13 protein-coding genes are annotated in these 19,459 nt (G+C 55.5%); 5 read left to right on the plus strand and 8 right to left on the minus strand.

Features of this window, described 5'->3' with window-relative positions; all coding sequences use genetic code 11:
• The first annotated feature begins 115 nt into the window (after positions 1–115).
• Positions 116–2,053 carry a bifunctional hydroxymethylpyrimidine kinase/phosphomethylpyrimidine kinase gene (locus OZX62_RS07660; protein WP_277175614.1) on the plus strand — a complete coding sequence of 646 codons (1,938 nt, stop codon included), beginning with the start codon at positions 116–118 and terminating at the stop codon, positions 2,051–2,053.
• An 84-nt stretch (positions 2,054–2,137) separates the two neighbouring features.
• On the opposite strand, the gene OZX62_RS07665 is transcribed toward OZX62_RS07660, so the two are convergent.
• Together OZX62_RS07665 and OZX62_RS07670 are read right to left on the minus strand one after the other, a co-directional pair.
• The gene (locus OZX62_RS07665) at positions 2,138–5,713 is read right to left on the minus strand and encodes an FtsX-like permease family protein (protein WP_277175615.1); all 3,576 of its coding nucleotides are present in this window, start codon (positions 5,711–5,713) and stop codon (positions 2,138–2,140) included.
• 5 nt (positions 5,714–5,718) lie between these two features.
• A complete protein-coding gene (locus tag OZX62_RS07670; protein WP_277175616.1) occupies positions 5,719–6,420 on the minus strand; it encodes an ABC transporter ATP-binding protein in 702 nt (233 codons plus the stop codon).
• Between the two features lie 295 nt (positions 6,421–6,715).
• On the opposite strand from OZX62_RS07670, the gene OZX62_RS07675 reads away from it, so the two are divergent.
• Both OZX62_RS07675 and OZX62_RS07680 read left to right on the plus strand, forming a co-directional pair.
• Positions 6,716–6,985, plus strand: coding sequence for a type II toxin-antitoxin system RelB/DinJ family antitoxin (locus tag OZX62_RS07675; RefSeq protein WP_277175617.1), 270 nt, complete (start codon positions 6,716–6,718; stop codon positions 6,983–6,985).
• Positions 6,978–7,259 carry a type II toxin-antitoxin system YafQ family toxin gene (locus OZX62_RS07680; RefSeq protein ID WP_277175618.1) on the plus strand — a complete coding sequence of 94 codons (282 nt, stop codon included), beginning with the start codon at positions 6,978–6,980 and terminating at the stop codon, positions 7,257–7,259. The genes OZX62_RS07675 and OZX62_RS07680 overlap by 8 nt, the downstream gene beginning before the upstream one ends.
• Positions 7,260–7,316: 57 nt before the next feature.
• On the opposite strand, the gene OZX62_RS07685 is transcribed toward OZX62_RS07680, so the two are convergent.
• Complete coding sequence (locus OZX62_RS07685) at positions 7,317–9,662, minus strand: TetM/TetW/TetO/TetS family tetracycline resistance ribosomal protection protein (protein ID WP_277175619.1); 2,346 nt, start codon at positions 9,660–9,662, stop codon at positions 7,317–7,319.
• 174 nt (positions 9,663–9,836) lie between these two features.
• Here OZX62_RS07685 and OZX62_RS07690 point away from each other — a divergent pair, with 174 nt between their 5' ends.
• Together OZX62_RS07690 and OZX62_RS07695 are read left to right on the plus strand one after the other, a co-directional pair.
• Positions 9,837–10,097 carry a hypothetical protein gene (locus OZX62_RS07690; protein WP_277175620.1) on the plus strand — a complete coding sequence of 87 codons (261 nt, stop codon included), beginning with the start codon at positions 9,837–9,839 and terminating at the stop codon, positions 10,095–10,097.
• A 297-nt stretch (positions 10,098–10,394) separates the two neighbouring features.
• The gene (locus tag OZX62_RS07695; protein ID WP_277175621.1) at positions 10,395–13,955 is read left to right on the plus strand and encodes a hypothetical protein; all 3,561 of its coding nucleotides are present in this window, start codon (positions 10,395–10,397) and stop codon (positions 13,953–13,955) included.
• 87 nt (positions 13,956–14,042) lie between these two features.
• Here OZX62_RS07695 and hemH (OZX62_RS07700) read toward each other — a convergent pair whose 3' ends face one another.
• From hemH (OZX62_RS07700) to hemQ, 5 genes are all read right to left on the minus strand, one after another.
• Positions 14,043–14,954: a ferrochelatase gene (gene hemH / locus OZX62_RS07700; protein ID WP_277175622.1), complete on the minus strand. Its 912-nt coding sequence runs from the start codon at positions 14,952–14,954 to the stop codon at positions 14,043–14,045.
• A gap of 185 nt (positions 14,955–15,139) precedes the next feature.
• Positions 15,140–16,120: a ferrochelatase gene (hemH, locus tag OZX62_RS07705; RefSeq protein WP_277175623.1), complete on the minus strand. Its 981-nt coding sequence runs from the start codon at positions 16,118–16,120 to the stop codon at positions 15,140–15,142.
• A 43-nt stretch (positions 16,121–16,163) separates the two neighbouring features.
• On the minus strand, positions 16,164–17,111 hold the full coding sequence (gene hemH, locus OZX62_RS07710) for a ferrochelatase (protein WP_277175624.1): 948 nt from the start codon (positions 17,109–17,111) through the stop codon (positions 16,164–16,166).
• The gene (locus OZX62_RS07715) at positions 17,101–18,549 is read right to left on the minus strand and encodes an MFS transporter (RefSeq protein WP_277175625.1); all 1,449 of its coding nucleotides are present in this window, start codon (positions 18,547–18,549) and stop codon (positions 17,101–17,103) included. Before OZX62_RS07715 ends, hemH (OZX62_RS07710) begins: the two co-directional genes overlap by 11 nt.
• Positions 18,542–19,456, minus strand: a complete 915-nt coding sequence (gene hemQ / locus OZX62_RS07720; RefSeq protein ID WP_277175626.1) for a hydrogen peroxide-dependent heme synthase — start codon at positions 19,454–19,456, stop codon at positions 18,542–18,544. The genes OZX62_RS07715 and hemQ overlap by 8 nt, the downstream gene beginning before the upstream one ends.
• Between the last annotated feature and the right edge of the window lie 3 nt (positions 19,457–19,459).

The following is a 19,459-nucleotide window of genomic DNA, read 5'->3' on the forward strand; positions in this document are numbered from 1 at the left end:
TGATGCCATTAATCCTGCCAATTACAACGAAAATCCGAATGATTCGAGTGCAACAGATATGGAAAATACGACAGACGCGTTAAACGAAAGTCCAACAACAACGGAAACCAAAAATATGACAGACCAACTGAACGACGATTCAGGTCAAGCCATTGTCGAATTGCTTAGTATGCAGCAACGCTATGACGACGAACTGAATCAGACCAAACCATCGCGTCTGCGCGTGCTTTCTATTGAAGGCTCCGACCCGATTGGCGGGGCCGGCACGATGGCCGATATGAAGGCATTCACCGCGCAAGGCGTCTTCGGCTACGCCGCCATGACCAGTGTGCTGGCGCAGAACACGCAAGGTGTCACCGACATCGTCAACGTCGAACCATCGTTTCTGCTCGCCCAGCTCAAGGCCGTCAGCGACGATGCCGAGATCGACTCGATGAAAATCGGCATGCTTGGTACTCCGGAATTGGTGGATACCGTGCGAGAATGGCTGGTCGAACTGCTGGATGCTTACAAAACTAGCGGCAAACGCAAGCCGATCGTGGTCCTTGACCCGGTGATGTACGCCAAGTCCGGCGACCGTCTGCTTACCCCTGAAGCGGAGCAGACGCTGACCACGCTGATTCCTCTGGCCGACATCATCACGCCGAATGCGATGGAGCTGGCTGCGTTTGACACGTTGGGTAATGATACAAAATTAGACAGCGATATTTCAACCATCAGAAATATTGAAAACAAGCCATTAAGCAACCCTACTTCGTCAGATAGTTCGACAAGCACTGGTTACACCGCTCCGCAAACTCCACGTTCCTACGAGGAGATGGAACGGTTGGCGAAATCCGTGGCGGCTCACTTCGATGTGGCCGTCTACGCGAAAGGCGGCGCGCTGGCACTTAACGGCAATGAAGAATGCAACGACATTCTAGCCGTCCCGGCAACCGCAGGTAAAACCGCCAGAAATAACGCAGCCGATACTTTTAGCGCAAACCAATCAGCCAACTCAACTGTTTGCCCGGATGAATCACCTATTAGAACATACCCCGATAGTCCGTCTGATACCGCGTCAACTTCGGCATCGCCGTCTTCGCCAACCCCACTTTCGGCACTTAATTCGACACACCAGCCCTCACTCAAACACGATTCCGAACACGGAACTCCAATAGTCGTTACCCGCATCGAAGGCGATGCCGTGCCGACGCAGAACGTGCACGGAACCGGAGATACGTTGTCGAGCACGCTCGCGGCCTTGCGGCCACAGTGCGAAGACTGGATCGAAACCGCGAAACGTGCGAAGGCGTGGATGACCGGAGCCATCGCCGCAGCGGACAGTCTGCATGTCGGATGCGGCCACGGTCCTGTCGATTTCACTTGGCAGCACTCCCCGACCGGGCTGAGCTTCACCGAGGATTATTGGCGCCGTACCGCCGAAATTCGCGAACGCATCGCCAAGATGCCCTTTATCGAACGCATGCTCGACGGGACTCTGGCCCTTGACGATTTCTCGTTTTACCTGCATCAGGACGACCTCTACCTGACCGACTACACGTCGCTGCTGGCACTGGCGAGCAGCCGTGCCACCGACCCGCACGAACGTGCGTTCTTCGCCGATGCCGCTTCGTTCGGACTTGAGGAGGGGCTCACGTTCCACAAGCAGTGGTATCGGGAGCACGGCTTCAGCGTCGAACGCGCGCCTATGAGCGAGACGACCGCCGCCTATCTGGGCCACGAGCACCGCTTCACCGACTTCGGCTCCTACTCCGCGCTGGTAGCCGTGGTCATGCCCTGCTACTGGGTCTATTCCGTCATCGGACAAGAGATGGAGGTGCAGGTCCGCAAGCGCCAGCTCGATCTTGACCACCATCCTTACGGCTTGTGGATCCGCATGTATGCAGACCCCGGTTTCGCCTCGCGCACACTCGAGGAGCTGCGCATCTGCGACAAGCTTGCTGCCAAGGGCACCATGGCCGATTACAACCGCATGATGGATGCTGCCCTAGGTTCCACCGAGCACGAATACCGCTTCTTCAATCAGGCGTTAATCAGACCTCGCCAATAGCGACTATTACAACGGAAAAGGCCTGCCAGCGGCAATAACTGACAGGCCTTTTCTTATATTCCTTATTTGCTTATAGCCGCATAATCAGTCCACGGACTTGAGGGCTTCGAGCATGTCGAGGTGCTTGAGCTTGGTGTTGACGAACCAGCCGAGGGCGGCGGTAATAAGGCCTACCACGACCAGCGGCACCACGAAGGCCAGCCAGACGATCGACGGGTCGAACATCACGTCATCGGGCGGCACGGCAGTAATGATGTAGCGGTGCAGCCATGCGCCGAAACCGTAGCCGACGACGATGCCAAGCAGCGAAAGCAGAATCGTTTCGCGGTAGATGTACATCGTGGTTTCGCCGTTATAGAAGCCCAGCACCTTGATGGTCGAAAGCTCGCGGACACGTTCGGAGACGTTGAGGTTGGTGAGATTGTAAAGGATAACGACGCCCAACATCACCGCCACGATGATGAGCACCCACATGATCTGGTTCAGGGCTTTAACGACCACGTCGATCTGGTGCATCAGCGTCGTGTTCTGTACCACGCCCTCGATGCCGCCCAGCCGCATGAACGAGGCCGCCTGCCGCTTGGTGTTGGCCATGCTGCCGTCTTTGAGTGTCACCATATAGGCGTTGGTCTGGTAGCGTTGCCCGAACACAGAACGATAGGCGGACGGGCTCATCACCATGAAGTGCCCAAGGTACATTTCGCAGATACCGGTTACCTTGACTCGGTAGGTTTTACCCGCGCCGTTCTGGAAGTCGATGGTGTCGCCCTTCTTGGCGTGCACAAGGCTTGCAAAGCGCTCGGAAACTATGGCCCCGTTCGATTCCAGCGAAAGCGGGTGGTGGCCTTTGCGCGTGTTGAGCTTGATGTAGTCGTTAAACGTGGAAGTATTCTTCGGCACGAGCATGGTGACGGACTGCTTGTCGCCGTTGCGTCCGGCGACCTTGGTTATCGATTCGTAATGAACCGGCAGCGAGCGCTTAATATCAGACTTTTCAAGCCGCTTGCTGATGGCTTTGCCTTGTGAATCGGTGACATGCGCATTCTCCGCGGCGATGAGATTGTAGTGCATAACGTCGCCGAACTGATGCTGATTGATGGCCGAAATCGAGCCCTGCACCGCGAAGCCTGCAGTCAAGAGCGCGACAGATCCGCAGACGCCGAAAATAGTCATGAACATGCGCTGCTTGTATCGGAAGATGTTGCGCGCAGTCACCTTGTGGGTGAAGTTCAGATGATTCCAGATGAACGGTATGCGTTCCAGCAGAATCTTGGAACCGGCACTCGGCGGCTTGGGCAGCATCAGCGCGGCCGGACGTTCTTTGAGCTCGCGAGCAGCGCTCCACACGGCCGGAACCACGGCGCTTATCATGGCCAGCACGAAAGCCAGCAACGTGACCTGCCAGTGGAATCCGAGATGGATCACCGGCACATTGAAGCCGACCTTATAGGCGTTGTAAACAATCATCGGCAACAGCGTGTGGCCGGCGAAAATACCGATAACCGCTCCCAGAATCGAGGCGGCAAAGCCATAGACCACGAACTTCTTCATCACGTCGCGGTCGGAATAGCCCAGCCCCTTGAGCGTGCCGGCATTGATGCGTTCCTCGTCGACAAAGCGGGTCATCGTGGTGAACGTGACCAGAGCGGCGACCAGATACATGAAGTAGGGGAAAATGCGCGAAAGCGAGTCGACGATCACGGAAATCGAATCGTAGATCTTGTAGCCGTCTGAGCCGGGCGTCTCCCGCTTGGAATCCACGGAATAAACCGGATCCTCAAGGGCATTGAGCATCGCGGTGGCATCGTTGAGCTTGCGTTCCGCGTCCTTGATCTTCTTTTGCGCGCCGGGCTCGGCCTGATCGAACTGCGTCTTTTTGGTGTTGTATTCGTTGGTTTTATCGGTCAGTTGGGCTTGAGCAGCGTCAATCTGCGCCTGTGCCTGCTGTTGTTTAGTAGCAAGCTGCTGCTGCGATTGTTGGACTTTAGCGCGGGCCTGCACAAGTTGCGACGCGGCCTGATCAAGCGACGTCTTGGCCGCGGCAAGCTGTTGCTGCTTTAAGGCAAGCTGGGCATTGCTGGCATTCACCTGGGCACGTTGGGCGTTGAGCTGCGCCTGAGCCGCCTGAATCTGCGCGATGCCAGGGTTATAGGTATTGGCAACGAAAGCGTCGCGTCCGGCCTTGGCTTCTGCCGACTTTTGCGCGATGGCTTGAGCCTGAACCTGAAGTTGCTGCAATTGGGTATTGAGCTGGGCAAGCTGAGCTTGCAGAGCGTCGTGAGCGGGGCCGGAAAGTGATGGAAGCTGCGCATTGCCTGCATTAATCTGCCCCTGCACAGCGTCAATCCCCTGCTGATTGGCCGTTTGCGCGGCCTCGACCTGCGCCACCGCGTCATCGGCCTGTTTCTTGCCCGCCGCAAGTTTGCCCGAATTGGTATCGATCTGCGCTTGCGCGGCATTGAGCTGCGCGTACGCGTTGCTGACCTGCTGCGCCGCCGCACCGACCTGCGCGGCGCCGATATCATACTGCTGCTTGTTCGTGTTGTAGGTGTTCTGCCCGTTCGCAATCTTCGTCTGCGCCGTGGCAATCTGCTGTTGCGCCGAAGCGACTTGCGTGGCCAATTGCTGCCGGGAAGTAGCCAACTGTTGGTTGCCGCTATCGAGTTGTGCTTTGCCGTCGGTCAATTGCTGCCGTGCACTGGCGAGCTGCTGCTTGGCGTCGTTGACCTGCTGCCGCCCGGAGTCAATCTGCGGCTTGACCTGCTTTTCGATGCTCTGCCGCCGCGCTTTGGGCCGCCCGGCCAAGATTTTATCAAGCGCCTTCTTGTGAGCCTGCAACGCGTCATTATATTTCGATGAATAGTGGTCGTGCATATGGTCAAGGTCGGTATAGGTAAGCCTTGCGATCATATAATCGTCTGATTTGAAAGCACTCGGCGTCACCACCGCGTAACCGTCCAGCGAGCCTGAACCGGAGGTCGAGGGCCCCATATTCACCGAGCTTAGGATTTCGGTGGAATCGACGAAACCGACGACCTTGAAGTTGTCGCGACGCAACACTTTACGCCCCAGCGCGTCAGGTTTTTCGCTCAAACGTAACGTGGAACCAATCGGATATTTGCTTTGATGCGACGAATCGATAACCGTCTCGCGAGCGGTTTTCGGCATCCGCCCTGCCACCAGATGGTAGGTCGAAATATCCTTCGGCGCGGAAAGCACGCGAACGCTTTCATCGCTATTTCGTATGACAACATCCTTCAGATACCCGTATTCGATACGCGAGGCTCCCGGCGCCTTGTCGATCTGTTGTCGGTCGGCCTTGTCGACCCCATAGCTCGAGATAACGCTCAGATCGGCCAGATGGTGATCGGCGAAGTAATCGTTGCCGGTGTCGCGCATATCCGGCCCGGAGACGGTGAGCCCGACGAGCGCAAAGGAACCCAGCGCCACAAGGCAGACAATGGAGAAGAACCGGCCCTTGGATTTCGAGAACGCCTGCCGGATATCGCGCCACAACATCCGTTTCGAAGTGTGGCCTTGCGACGGCTCCGAATCTTTTCCAGCATTATTTGAAGTAGTGGCACCTTGCGACGTGACAGGAGGTATCCGAACGGTGTCTTCCTGCCGAAAATCAGAGCCTATCGTATCATCACTTGCCATGCCTATCACCATTCGATATCGCTGATATCGGCTGGTGTTGCGTGCTCTTCGATGCCCTGCACGCGGGCGTCGCGCATGTGGATGACGCGGTCGGCGATCGGCGCGATGGCGGCGTTGTGGGTGACGATGATGACGGTGGAGCCGAACTCACGCGATTGATCCTGCAGAATGCGCAGCACCTGTTTGCCGGTGTGATAGTCGAGCGCGCCTGTCGGTTCGTCGCACAGCAGGATCTTCGGCTTCTTGGCCACAGCTCGGGCGATGGCAACGCGCTGCTGCTCCCCACCGGAAAGCTGGGCCGGAAAGTTGTCAAGTCTGTTTTGAAGCCCGACGTCAATCAACGTCTGAGTCGGGTCGGCGGCATGCGGCACGATTTCGGCGGAAAGCTCCACGTTCTCGCGCGCGGTCAAATTGGAAACGAGGTTATAGAACTGGAAGACGAAGCCGACGTCGTAACGGCGGTAGGTCGTCAACTGCCGGGCGTTATATTGCGCAATATCATTGCCATCGATGATAACCTGACCCGCGTCGCAGGTATCCATCCCGCCCAGAATATTCAGCAATGTCGATTTGCCCGCGCCGGACGCGCCGAGAATGACCACCAGCTCGCCTTGGTTGATGGAAAACGTCACATCGTGATTGGCGTAGATGGTGGTATCACCGGTTTTGTATCGCTTTGTTTCACCTCGCACGTCGATATATGCCATCGCACGACCTCCTGTAGCCCCAAGCCTTACGCACGGCAAACCCGCGCTCACCCCATGATATTAATGTCGTGCGAAATTATGCGCGGCGCTTTAAAAGATTGAACGAATTTACCGTTCTGCCTAATTATTACGAAAAAGAGTGTTCCGCACGACACGAAATTGCAAATATTACGCTTAAAGAACTGAAAACGCTCCATCGAAACATAAGATACAAGCTTGCTTATTCAACTCTGATATACTCAATTCAGAGTCGATCATACTGACAAACGACTTTAAATCAACAAAGGTGGTCATCATGGTACAAGCAGCGGCAAACCAAACTCGCATACAGATTCGGACCAGCAAAACACTCAAAGAACAGGCGACGGAAGTTTTTGCCGACATGGGCATCGACCTGACGGCGGCAATCAACATGTTCCTTTCGCAAGCGGTGAAGGAAGGCGGAATGCCTTTCAAACCAATGGCTATGACCCCACTGGAAAAAGCCGTGCGCAAGGCGGAAAATAGCGGGTTCGTTTACGCGGGAGACGCCGATATGGCGCAAAGGATGATCGAGCATGTATGAGATATCGTTCTCGAACGAGTTCCTGCGCGACGCCAAGAAACTCAAGAAGAAGCACTACGACTTGAGCAAACTCTACGAGGTGTTCCACGTCCTTGAGCGAGATGACACCGAGACGCTTCACCGTAAATACCGTGATCATCAGCTCAAGGGGAGTCTGAAGGATTATCGTGAGCTGCACATCGCCGCCGATTGGTTGCTCATCTATCGCGTCGAGGGACGGGTACTGCTGATTACCATGATGCGTACCGGCAGCCATGATGAGCTGCTGCGATAATCGCAGCCCCCATCAACGTTAATGCTGAATCAATCTTCGTCCGTGATAAAGCACGATTTATAATTGCAGACCACTATCAACGTGGGCAAAGTCCGGAACCTTGTTCCACTTGACCGTATAGCCGGCACCGTGGGCGCAGAATACGGAATCAGGGGTGTTTTCGAGGTCGGTTTCCGGGTTGTAGGCAGTTTGCTTGATGATTTCGTCGGCATTGTGACAGGACTGGTATCCGGCAAAAACACAAGTAAGCGAGCCACGGCCGTGGGTGTAGGCGTTGACATCCATCGAATAGTCGCGCATTTCAGAGACCGGCGCTTGGCCTTCCAGTTCGGCATAATCACCGTCGGATTTCGGGGCGTCGAACGTACCGCTCATCCGCTGGATATCGGCCATCGCACGGCCTAACATATCCTGCGGAACTTCGAGGCGGAAACTGTACCACGGTTCCAAAAGTTGGCATTCATCCTTCGCTTTGAGTTCCATCAAACCTTGCCGCACGGCGCGATACGTGGCCTCGCGGAAGTCGCCGCCTTCCGTATGTTTTTCGTGACCTCGGCCGGCGACCAAGGAAATCTTCATATCCGTAATCGGAGAACCGGTGAGCACACCAAGATGTTCTTTCTCGCGCAGATGAGTCAAAATCGCGCGTTGCCAATTGCGATCGAGATTGTCAAGGCTGCAACTCGATTCAAAATGCAAGCCGCTGCCCGGCTCTCCCGGTTCGAGCAGCAAATGGACTTCGGCATAGTGACGCAACGGCTCGAAATGGCCGATGCCCTCGATGGGCGAGGTGATGGTTTCACGATAAAGGATGCCACCGGGACCGAAGTGCACGTCAACGCCGAAGCGGTCGTGCATCATCTGTGTGATGATCTCAACCTGCACCGCACCCATCAGCTGGACGTGTATCTCGCCAAGCCTCGCCACCCAGCGCACGTGCAACGCCGGGTCTTCGTCCTCGAGCGTGCGCAGCGCCACCAGAATCTTGTGCAATTCCGGCGTGACTTCGGCGGGCTTGCCCTGATTGTGCGCGCCTTGAGCATCATCAGAAGCGTCGTTTATTGCGGATCTCTTGGTCTTTCCTGCACCGCTGCCAGCGTCTGTTTTTCTCCCAGCATCGTCAGCAATCGAAGAAATTGCCGTTTGACCACCTTTACCAGCATTCTGGGTATTTACTGGATTCCTAGAATCCGTGGCTCCCGGCAACACCGTATACGTTAGCACTGGCTGAAGTACGGATTCCCCAGCATCTGTCTCGAATCCTAAGCCTTCACCCGGGAAAGTTTTCGTCAAACCGGTCACCGCACAGACATCACCGGCCGCAACCTCGTCGGCCAGCTCGAACTTCGCCCCGGAATACCGCCGAATCTGGTCAACTTTTTCTTGCCAGATTTCGGTATCGGAATCAGACAACCCGCGATTGGATTCAGCCGAATTGCCCTTACTCTGATTATCATTCCCACGTTCGCCGAAAGTGTCATCTCCGACATTTTCGCTGGCATTTTCTGCATTCTGAAAATCCCTGTCACGCTTGTTACTAAGCGTTTCCTTAACTTTCAGCGCACCGCCCGTAACTTTGAGCCAGGTGAGGCGATTGCCCTGTTCATCGTGCGAAATCTTGTAGACGCGAGCACCAAATGCGTCCGGGTAATTCTTCTGCTTCGTGAATCGTTCCAGCCCAGTCAAGAACTCATCGACGCCCTCAAGTTTCAGCGCCGACCCGGAATAGCATGGGAAAAGCTGACGGGAGGCGACCATCGAGCGCAAGGTGTCATCCGAAATCTTGCCGCCGTCCAGCAACTCGTCCATCGCCAATCCGCTGTCATCGAGTAAGGCGACTTCTTCCTGCTCGCCCGGCTCAGTATCCCCTTCGAAATCAATGCACCCCTCGGAAAATCGCTGCTGCATCTGCGAAATAAGCCCGGCTTTATCAGCACCTGCCGCGTCCATTTTGTTGATGAAAATGAACGTCGGCACATTGTAGCGAGCCAGCAGCCGCCACAACGTTTCGGTATAACCTTGCAATCCATCATTAGCGCCGATAACGAGAATCGCGTAATCCAGCACCCGCAGCGTCCGTTCCATCTCGGCCGAGAAATCCACATGCCCAGGGGTATCAAGCAGCGTGAATTCAAAGCCGTTCTCGCTTGCGCTGGCTTTCGAATTTCCACCTTGTTTTACCGAAGTGCTGTCAGCATTGCCCGCACCGATATCGAGAATGGCCTGCTTCGAGAAAATGGTGATGCCGCGTCGTTTCTCCATCGCATCGGTGTCAAGAAACGCGTCGCCGTGATCCACGCGCCCAAGCTTGCGAATCTCACCTGCGCGATACAACATCGCCTCGCACAGCGTGGTCTTTCCCGCGTCCACATGCGCCGCAATCCCCACCACTGCTCGTCTCATTGTCACTCCTGAAAACCATATCGACAATCTGTTCCCGATTAATCATAAAACGAGCCTTACATGAGAAATGAAATCATGTCTTTGCGAAAATGAAGTTTCCTGAAACCCACAACAAAATTCAACAAACAAACGATTCACAATCACAGAGAAGTCAGCAGACAGAAGGAAACGGGCATGGTGAAGCCCGCCAAAAGAATTTGGGAAGAAAGAACAAGCGACGCCGCTTCACCACACAACCTGCGGATTTCCAGTCCTCCAGTAAAACCGGATACCCGTTACAACCAGCGAAAGATAAGAGACAAGGCCTTCATCGAATCACTGATTACAGTGTACACGCTTTTATCGTCTTTTGCGACACTTCAACAAAGTTTCGTCTCGAAATATGAAAATTTATTACAGAATAATGAGAAAAACCGTTTTACGCTATGCCCCTAAAGATAGCCCGGCCAATAGAGAATCCGGCAACCCTCTCGCGAATTCATCGGGCAGCAAAACTTCGTGGGAGCAAAGGCTTCGGCAGATACGACGGCGGCTGCAATCCTCTGCCTTAAGGCAATCGCGTTCCCGCCCCCAACTCGCTTTCAAACTTTGATCATTGACGCCATCATTTCGCAGTAATTTATAAACGCATTACATCACGGTATTCCAGCGATCACCAGCAAGAGGGATGCTATCGTAGACATAAGAAGGTAAATGCCCAAATTCCGCGCAATATCTACAACGAAGAAGCTCATGACCACCACAAACCCCAACAATCCGACTGCCGACAACGACGATGGCAGCGTCAAAAAGAGCAACGCCGACAGCAACACGCACGATACAAACCACGAGAACCGCGAAACCCCGGAAAACTCCGAAACCCCGGAAAACGAACTCAACGCGAGAATGGACAAGCTTTTCAAACTGCTCGAGCCCTTCATGGACCATTACGGCTGGCGCACGCTTATGGACGATTACGGCGGAGACACCGTCTTCGACACGGAAGACAAGCGGATGGAAGCGGAACTGGCCTTCCGCGACACGAAAATTGATCCCGAACCCGACATGCCGCAAGCGAAGCGCATCATCTGCATTTCGCCCGAACCCACATTGAAAATGATCTGCATCGTCCCCAAGCTCAACGGCTTCCGGATCCATACCCTCATCACCAAGGCAACCAAGAAGCTGAAATCCAGAGAAACCAAGGTAACCCCTTCTGTTGATTTAGATGCTCCTTGCGTATTCAAGCACGAATACCGGCACTACGACATCAAAGGCGAAGCGGGAATGGTCGTTCTTTATCTGGCGCTGAATTTCCGCCCACTCCTTACGCACCACGCCCTCTCCCCCAACGACGTTACGTTCGCCAGCCTTCACGATGACGGCTTCACCGTCTATTTCAAAGACGGCCAGGGCATCGCGTCAATCGAGCTCAACCAATCGGAAAGTATCTATTATTATCTACGTTTCTTCTCTGACCCACGTACGGCGCAGACAGCGCTGGATGAGGCGCGAAAGCTCGACGAAATTGACGTCGATCCGGAGCAGATGCTCGCATACTCACCCGGGCGCTCGGACAGGGATTCCTTCTCATTTTGCCCACCGAACCGCGGGCAGATATACATGTACGGACAAATCCACGAAAACCCATGGAAGCACATCAAAGAAGGCTTTACTTACGAAATCGACTACGTAAGCGAAGACGGGACCTCCGAATACATCAGTAGCCCGGAACCCTACAAATGGAGCGTTTGGCAAAAGGACGACATCCCTGCAAGGACGACCTACACAGATGCGTTCAGGGCATTCACGGCTCTTTCCATGCTGATGCGATCCGCCTACGAACTTGCCGACCAGCTGGGAATCAAGCACGACGCGAACCTCGAGGACGTCGTGGTGAGATATGCCAGAAGCTGTTCGCATGGGATGGACCACATGTGGAACGTCATCAACCATGCTGCGACCCGTCGGCGTGACATGGCAACCCTTTCGGCGCTCCTCGACGAACGAAACTTCGAACAGACCGAGCTGCCACTGGGCTACGAACCGGCCGATCGTGCCGATTACCCTCATTGGCCCGACCAAATCAAAAGCTGCGGAGGCATTCTGATCACTGCGAACGACAAAGCGTATCCGTTCCATTTTTATCTTGAGCAGATGTCCAACGATGCCACCGATATCTACCATTGCCATCTGTTGCGTAACGAAGGAAACGTCGATCTCGGCAGTGTTAGCGTGAACGGAATCGAGGCGGCCAGACTGTATCTGGTCACTTACCTTGGACGCGCAAACCCCGGAAAGCCGACGGATGACCCGTATGGAGAACCTGATCACAAAACGCTCAGACACAAGGTCGAACTCTATTGCCAACGCAACGAAGACAACTACGATGACCTCGCCAACGCTCCGGAATTCCTCACATCTCTGGTGAAACCTCAGTATTACTCGTTGGGTGAGGACACGGACGGCAAGGTCTGTCTCACATACACGCAGAGTGAAGAATATAGCAATTACGACCTGGACTTCGTCTGCACTGAGGGAGAGCACTACAGCAACCACAACTACCCGCTTGGATGGGACCCGGACAACTCTTCAAAAAAGCACTATCTCCTTGCATTCACCTTGTGGGCGTGGCGTCTGCAAAATCTCTATGAATTGGCGGAACGAATCGACATCGACATCCGGAAATTCAGCTGCGCGGACGTTCATGAAATATTGGCCAATCCGGGCATTGCCGACCTTAGCAAGGATTCCGGCAATGATGAGTCAGACAATGAACCCGAAGACAACAAATCCGAAAACGTCAAACCCGATGCGAATGTCATTGCCAATGCTTTCAACAGCACTCCGGGTGATACAGAAGCCACCCAAAACGTCAGTGACATTGATGACGAAATTGACGAAAACGTTGACAAAAACTGCAGCAAGAACCAGCATGACATGGATTGGCTCTTTGACAGTCTCCGATATCTGCTTGCCGGAAGCGGTTGGTGGTTCATTCCCGATTCCATCGTCCCGGGCACGCCTGCAAACGACAAAGCGGAAACCGCAGAGAAGAATAGCGTCCCGAACAGAGATCCCGTCAGTGAAGCAATCACGGAATTGACACAAGAGACGGCGGGAATCCAGCGCATCCTTTGTTTTTCTCCAGGTCGCAAACCGTTCATCATCACCATCGCTGTGCCCAGAACCGGCAACGGACACGTCACGCTGTCGTACTCTCTGCCATGCAAGCAGGTGACGTGGCCGTTCGAAGAGCCTTCCGGTCAAAGAGCCGAGGCCATTCTGCGATTCAGCTCCATCGACAAGGCCCTGCTCTTCATCCTCGCCGAACTCGACCCGCTGATATTCACCAACGGCTTGGACAGCAAGACCATCTCGGCTGTCGTCAAAAGCCAAGAGGGCTACCAAATCATATTATGCGACGGAAGCAGGTTCGACCCTATGCCGGTTCGAGAGCCGGAAAGCCTTTACCTATATCTGCTGCTCGCCTCGGATTCCTCTACCGCCGACCGCGCGCGGCAGGCAGCGCTAAGCATCTATGACTTTACTACGAACCCGCAAGCGGCGATCGATTTTCTACAATACAATGTCAGTCCTCGATACTTCTCATTCGACAAACCCAGGCCGGGGGCAGTTTCGCTGGTTAAGGCGCATACGGCCACTCCTGTAGTTACGGCAACAGATGCCGGCCAAAACGACACGGCAATCTACGATCTCGTCTACTGCCCGCTTCATTCGCAAGCCGGCGACGAAGATTCCGGGTATCTAACGTTGCTCAAAAGCGCCAACCGGCCCAAGGCCATATGCAGAATGGCATTGCTCGCATACAGACTGCAACAAGTAAACCAATCCGCAAAGGCATTGGATATCGCGTGCGGCTCAGATGACGTGTTCATCGACGAACAAAACCACCAAATCGTTAGCAAGGCGAACGATGTCATCAATCTCATCAGCCGTTGGATGAAAATCGAGGAGCAACGCGGAGAACCGCTCGCCCGGCTCAACGGGGTGCATGGGAAGCACAAATGGACGACGTACCTTGAATACGCTAACGGCGTCCACGGTGACACCGAGTTCTCTTATATGAACAAAGATGGCTTGATAGATCCGCGCTGTTTGGATATCTCCTATTCCAAAGAGTGGCCGTCGGCCCGTTACGGTTTCGCCTTTTTCGCCGATCCGGAAGACCCCGAAGGCATCTTCTGCAGGATTCGTAGGCAAGAAACCGATAGAGGATTCTCATGGAACGAGAAGGACGTGCATACCGTGGATGAGGTGGCTGCCTATCTTGAGGAGAAAATAGAACGCTGATATCCGTCGTAACCTAGATGGTTCGCAGTAAAATACAGAAAGCGGTGCATAAAGCTGAATTTATGCACCACTTTTGCCATGTCGTTCTCAAATTCCGAGCGCCGCATCCTCCAGCGCGGCGATGAGCAGCGGGTCGGTGTTCGGCAGTGGGAGGCGAATGAGCTTGGCACCCAAGCCCTCGACGGTCTTCTTGAAGCCAACGTCCACGCCGAACAGCACCTCAAGGTTGTCGGCGATGAAGCTCAGCGAACCCGAAACGATGGTCTTGATGCCTTGGTTTTCGACCAGGTCTTTGGCCACGTCATTGATGTCTGGCAGAACCCACTCCTCCGGCGTGCTGCCGCCGTTCTGCCAGGCGATGACGTACTTGCTTTCGTCAAGACCGGCCGCCTTCGCCACGGCTTCGGCGACTTCAACGGCCTGGTCAGTGTACGGGTCGCCGCTTTTAACGACTCGGGTCTGCAGACTGTGCGAGCTCAGGATGACCTTCGTGTCGGGGCGGTCAATCACTTCCTGCTCGTCTTTGAGTCTGTCGGCCCAATATTCGATGAGATTGTGGTCGAGCCACCAACCGCGCACCGCACGATACGAGACCTGCGGATAGAGCGCAAGTCGGGTTTCGGCGCGGTTGTGGTAGTCGCCGCTGGCGTAGGAACGCTCCGGGAAGAGCGGCAGGCCGACGATTTTCGTATAGCCGTCTGCCACAATCTGGTCGATGGTCCCGAAAATCGTGGGCTCCGCATATTTGAATGCCAAATAAACCTTATATTCGCCGGGATGATCCTGGTCAAGCTTTTGCTGCAAGTTCTCGGCCTGCTCGCCGGTGATGCGACCAAGCGGCGAGGTGCCGCCGATGATCTCGTAATGTTCTTTCACCGACTGATACATTTCCTCACTGGGCTTGCCGCCGTGGATGCCGGTATAGAAATCCCGGATCTCCTCGACGTTGTCGGGAGCACCGAGGCCCATAAGCAACACAGCCGTTTTGTTCTCTGCCATGATTGTCAACCTTCTTCTGTTGGTATCAACGTTTATTACTATAAATTATTAATATTCGATAATTATTAGTGCGCGGATTTTCTTCGCCTTTAAAGCAGTCGAAATTATTCGCAGAATTCCGGCTGACAGGATTCCTTGAAATCCGAAGCAGGCCAGCGAAATCCGCACGACAGTGATTACCGCGACTACGCGCTTTTCATGCAACGAGCACAAGGCATGGCGGCTTTCGCCGGAGCTTTGATCTCGCCTTCACATACCAAGTCCTCCAACGCCTCGACGAGCAGCGGATCATCGTTGGGCATACGCAGACGAATCAACGTGCCGCCGAGCTTTTCGACGTTGGCCTTGAGCTCGATGTCGATGTCGTAGAGCACTTCGACGTTGTCGGCGATGAAACTCAGTGGGGCCACGACGAACGTGTCCGCCTCGCCCCTGTCGATAAAGTCGCGCACGGCGACCTCGATGTCCGGCGCCAGCCATTTGTCGGCGGACGGACCGCCGCACTGCCAGGCCACCGACCACTTTCCGTCAACAAGGCCGGCACGCTCGGCCACGGCCTTGGCATTGTTGACCGCCTCGTCGCGGTAGGGGTCGCCGCCTTCGATCACGGTGTTCTTGACACTATGCGAGACCAGCAAAACTCTGGTATTCGGCTTGTCCACCGTCTCGCGAACTTCTTCAAGCCGGTCGGCCCAGAAACGGACGAGATGCTCGTCGGACCACCAGCCGCGCACCGCGGTGTAGACCATATGCGGATGCTTGGCGAACTGAGCCTCGGCCCGGCGATGGTAACCCTCGTTGGTCGAAGTGGAATACTGCGGCGCCAGCGCAATGCCACGCACGTCAGTGATGCCGTCGGCGGCGATTTGGTCGGCCACGTCCTCGATGAAGGGCTCGATGTATTTGAAGCCGGTATAGACCTTGTACCGGCCGGGGAAATCGCGGTCGAGCCGGTGCTGCAATGCCTCGGCCTGATCGTCGGTGACGTGGGCCAACGGCGAGATGCCGCCCATGTTCAGCGCGTCATAATGCGATTTCACGCCTTCGTAGACCTGCTCGCTCGGCTTGTGCCCGCCGAACATGCAGGTGCAGAAATTCATGATGTCGCTGGATTGATATGGCGTGCCGAAACCCATCAGCAGCACCGCCGTGACTTGTTGGCCCATCGTTGTTCCTTTATGTTGATTTGTTTATTGGATTATGCCGTCTTTATTCGGCAGCCAAAACCGCGTCTTCGAGCGCAGCTTCCAGCAGCGGATCGGCATTCGGCATCTGCAGGCGACGGAGTTTGCCGCCCACGGATTCGATTTCGCCTTTCAGCTCGATGTCGACGTCGTCCAGAATCTCGAGGTTGTCGACGATGAAGCCGAGCGAACCTGAGACGATGGTCGAAATCCCACCGTTTTGGATGAGGTCCTTGGCGGTTTCCTTGAAATCAGGCCCAATCCACGGCTCACCGGTGCGCCCGGCGCTCTGCCAAGCGATGGTGTATTGGTCGCTTCGCAGGCCGGCGGCCTTGGCGACAGTCTTGGCGTTGTTGGTCACTTCGTCGAGGTACGGGTCGCCGCCGTTGATGATGCGCATCGGCAAGCTGTGGGCGCTGAAGATGACCTTGGTGTCGGTACGGTCGGTGAGATCCTTCATGGCGATGAGTTGGTCGGCCCAGAACTTGATGAGGTTCTCGTCCTTCCACCAGCTGCGAATGGGATGATAGGCGATTTCGGGATGCTTTTTCAGGGCTTCCTGCGCACGCTCGTGATAGTTTTCCACAGAATAGACCGAATACTGCGGGGCCAGCGGAAGACCGTAGATATGGGTGATACCGGCCTCGGCAAATTCGTCGATGGTCTGGGCGATATAAGGCTCGATGTATTTGAAGCCCTTGCGCACCACGTATTCACCGGGATGATCGCGGTCGAGCGCAGCCTGCAGGCCGGCCACCTGGTCGTCGGTAATCTTGGCGAGCGGCGAGGTGCCGCCGATGGCTTCGTAACGTCCAGCAAGTTCGTCATACAGCTTTTGCGGCGGCTTTACGCCGTGACGAATGTTGGTGTAATAGCCCATCAGATCCTCGGTTTTGTACGGGGTGCCGTAGGCCATGAGGAGCACCGCCTTCTTGGGGGCGGAGGTTGCGTTGCCGGAATTTTCACTTGTCATTATCGATGTTTCCTTTATTGAAGGGGATGAATAGGGTCAGTACGATGCACACTACGGCGATGGCGAGCGCCACGAGGAACATGCAACGGAATGAGGTCAACGTCGGATTGCCGTGCACGCTGCCGACGAGCTGGGCGGAAGCGAAGATGAGCGGGGCAATGGTCATGCCGATCTTCTTGCACGCCGAGACACCGCCGATGGCCTGCATGCGCTGGTCCGGTGCGGCCAAGCGGCCCGCGATGACCTGCAGCGGCGAAGACATGAACGCACCCAGGCCGAAACCGAACAGGGTCGAAAGCACGAAGAATGCCGGCAGGCTGTGCGCCGTAAGAAGGATGCCGATTACGGAAATGCCGTTGATGGCACTTGAAACGATCAAAGCCTTCTTGTTGCCGAGCTTATCGACGAAAATGCCACCGACGTATGAACCGATCAGACTGCCAAGGCCAGTGCCCATCATGGTCATGCCGGAAAGCGCCTTGGAAAGATGGAATACGACATAGACGTAGGTGGGAATGTAGACGAACAGCGAGAAGAGGCTGCCACCGACCATTGCGAGCGCGAGGGTCAGGACGTAGGAACGATTGCGGAACAGGCTGATCGGCAGGAACGGCATCGTGGACTTGTCGAGCTTCTTTTCGAAGTAGAGGAAGAGCAGGAACGCGACCACGGCGATGACGAAGAGTGCGAGAACCATAATCCAGTACTGCTTGAAGTGCTGGCTCATCGTGATGCCGAGCATCAGCGTCAACAGCGCTACAGAGAAGGAGCACAGGCCGGCCAAATCGGTTTTGGTGCTCGTCGCTGCAAGCTGGTTGTCCATGACAAACCAAGCCAAAATGAAGAGGATGAGCAGAACGGGGAGCATGCCGTAATAGAAGACGCGCCAGTTCTTGGCCACACCGATAGCCATACCTGCCAGCGCCGGACCTGCCACGGCGGAAAGCCCTGCGACCACGCCGACGAACGAAACCCTGCGGCCCTGATGGTTCTTACGAGCGGCCTGCATGAGCTCGTTCATCGCGAGCACCATGATGCCGCTGTCGCCGATGGCCTGGATGAAGCGGCCGGCGAGCATCAGCGGGTACATCGGTGCAAGGGCAGTAATCAGGCAGCCGACGAACCAGAAGCCAAGCTCCCAGAGGAAGACCTTCTTGGTGCCGCGGGTGTCGGAAAGGTTCGCCATGATCGGCGTGCCGACCACGAGGCCCAGCGTGTAGATGCCGGCGACCCACGAGGAGCTCAGTGTCGTAAGGCCGAAGGTCTTGACAATCGAGGAAAGCAGCGTGCCCGCCGATCCGCTGTCGAGCTGGGTGACGAAGACGACCAGAGCGTAGAACCAGATTGGTGGCTTGCGCACGGCGCGACCTACGGTTTTCGCTGCGTCGGCGGCTTTATTAGCTGCTTTGGTCGCGGTTTTGGATACAGCGTCACTCATGATGATTGGCCTCTGGGTTTGGTGCGGATGCGGCGGATTGTTCCGACGCGGTTGGGTGCTGTGGCATGACTGGTTGCGAAGGGACCGGTTCATCGGCTCCGGCAGGGATGACCTCTCCTTCGAGCGTGTGGCGGGCGCCCGGCTTCGGGCGACTTACCTCCCAGCCGTCAAGGAAGAAGTGATCAAGGTCTTCGACCGGCAAATACGTTCCCGATACGAAATAAGGGAATTCACCATAAATGGCGCTCGCTTCGGCGTAACGCATCGCTTCGATGATCTTCTTGAAAACCAGCGGATCGTCGGCCAAAAGCAGGACACCCCACTCGTGGTCGTCAAGCCCCATCGCGCCGGTGATGAACGGCAGCACACGGCCGCCGAACGAACGACCAATCTTGCCGTGGTCCTTCATGTAGGCTTGGCGCTGCTCGAAGGGAAGCGTGTACCAATTGGCGCCCGGGTTGCGTGTCTTCGACATCGGGTAGAAGCAGACGTACGGCTTCTTCGGCAGCTTCGGCTTGACCGCGCGGTTGACATAACCCCAGCCGCGATCCGTCTTCGGCTTGCCGGAATAGGTGCCGGACTCGCCGATCGAGACGAACGAACCCGACCTGGTCAGGTACGCCGAAAGGGGTAGCTTCGCCAAGCGGTTCTCGATTTCGTTGAGTTCGTCGAGCGTCTCACGGTAGAGGATCAGGCCAAGGTCGCCTTTGGTGCCGCTGACGTCGAAGAGGTACCAGCTACCTTTGCCGGCTTCCTCGTTGGCCTCGAATTCGGCAAGCATCTGCTTGAACTCGTTGACTTCCCTGCGCTGCACCTCGGGACTCTGCTTCTGGAACGACGGCCAATCCATCGTCCACCACAAATCCAGGCAATACCAACCATCCAATGTCGCTACTGGTTCTTGCATATC

Origin of the sequence: Bifidobacterium sp. ESL0690, assembly GCF_029392315.1 — a bacterium.
Classification (GTDB): Bacteria; Actinomycetota; Actinomycetes; order Actinomycetales; family Bifidobacteriaceae; genus Bifidobacterium.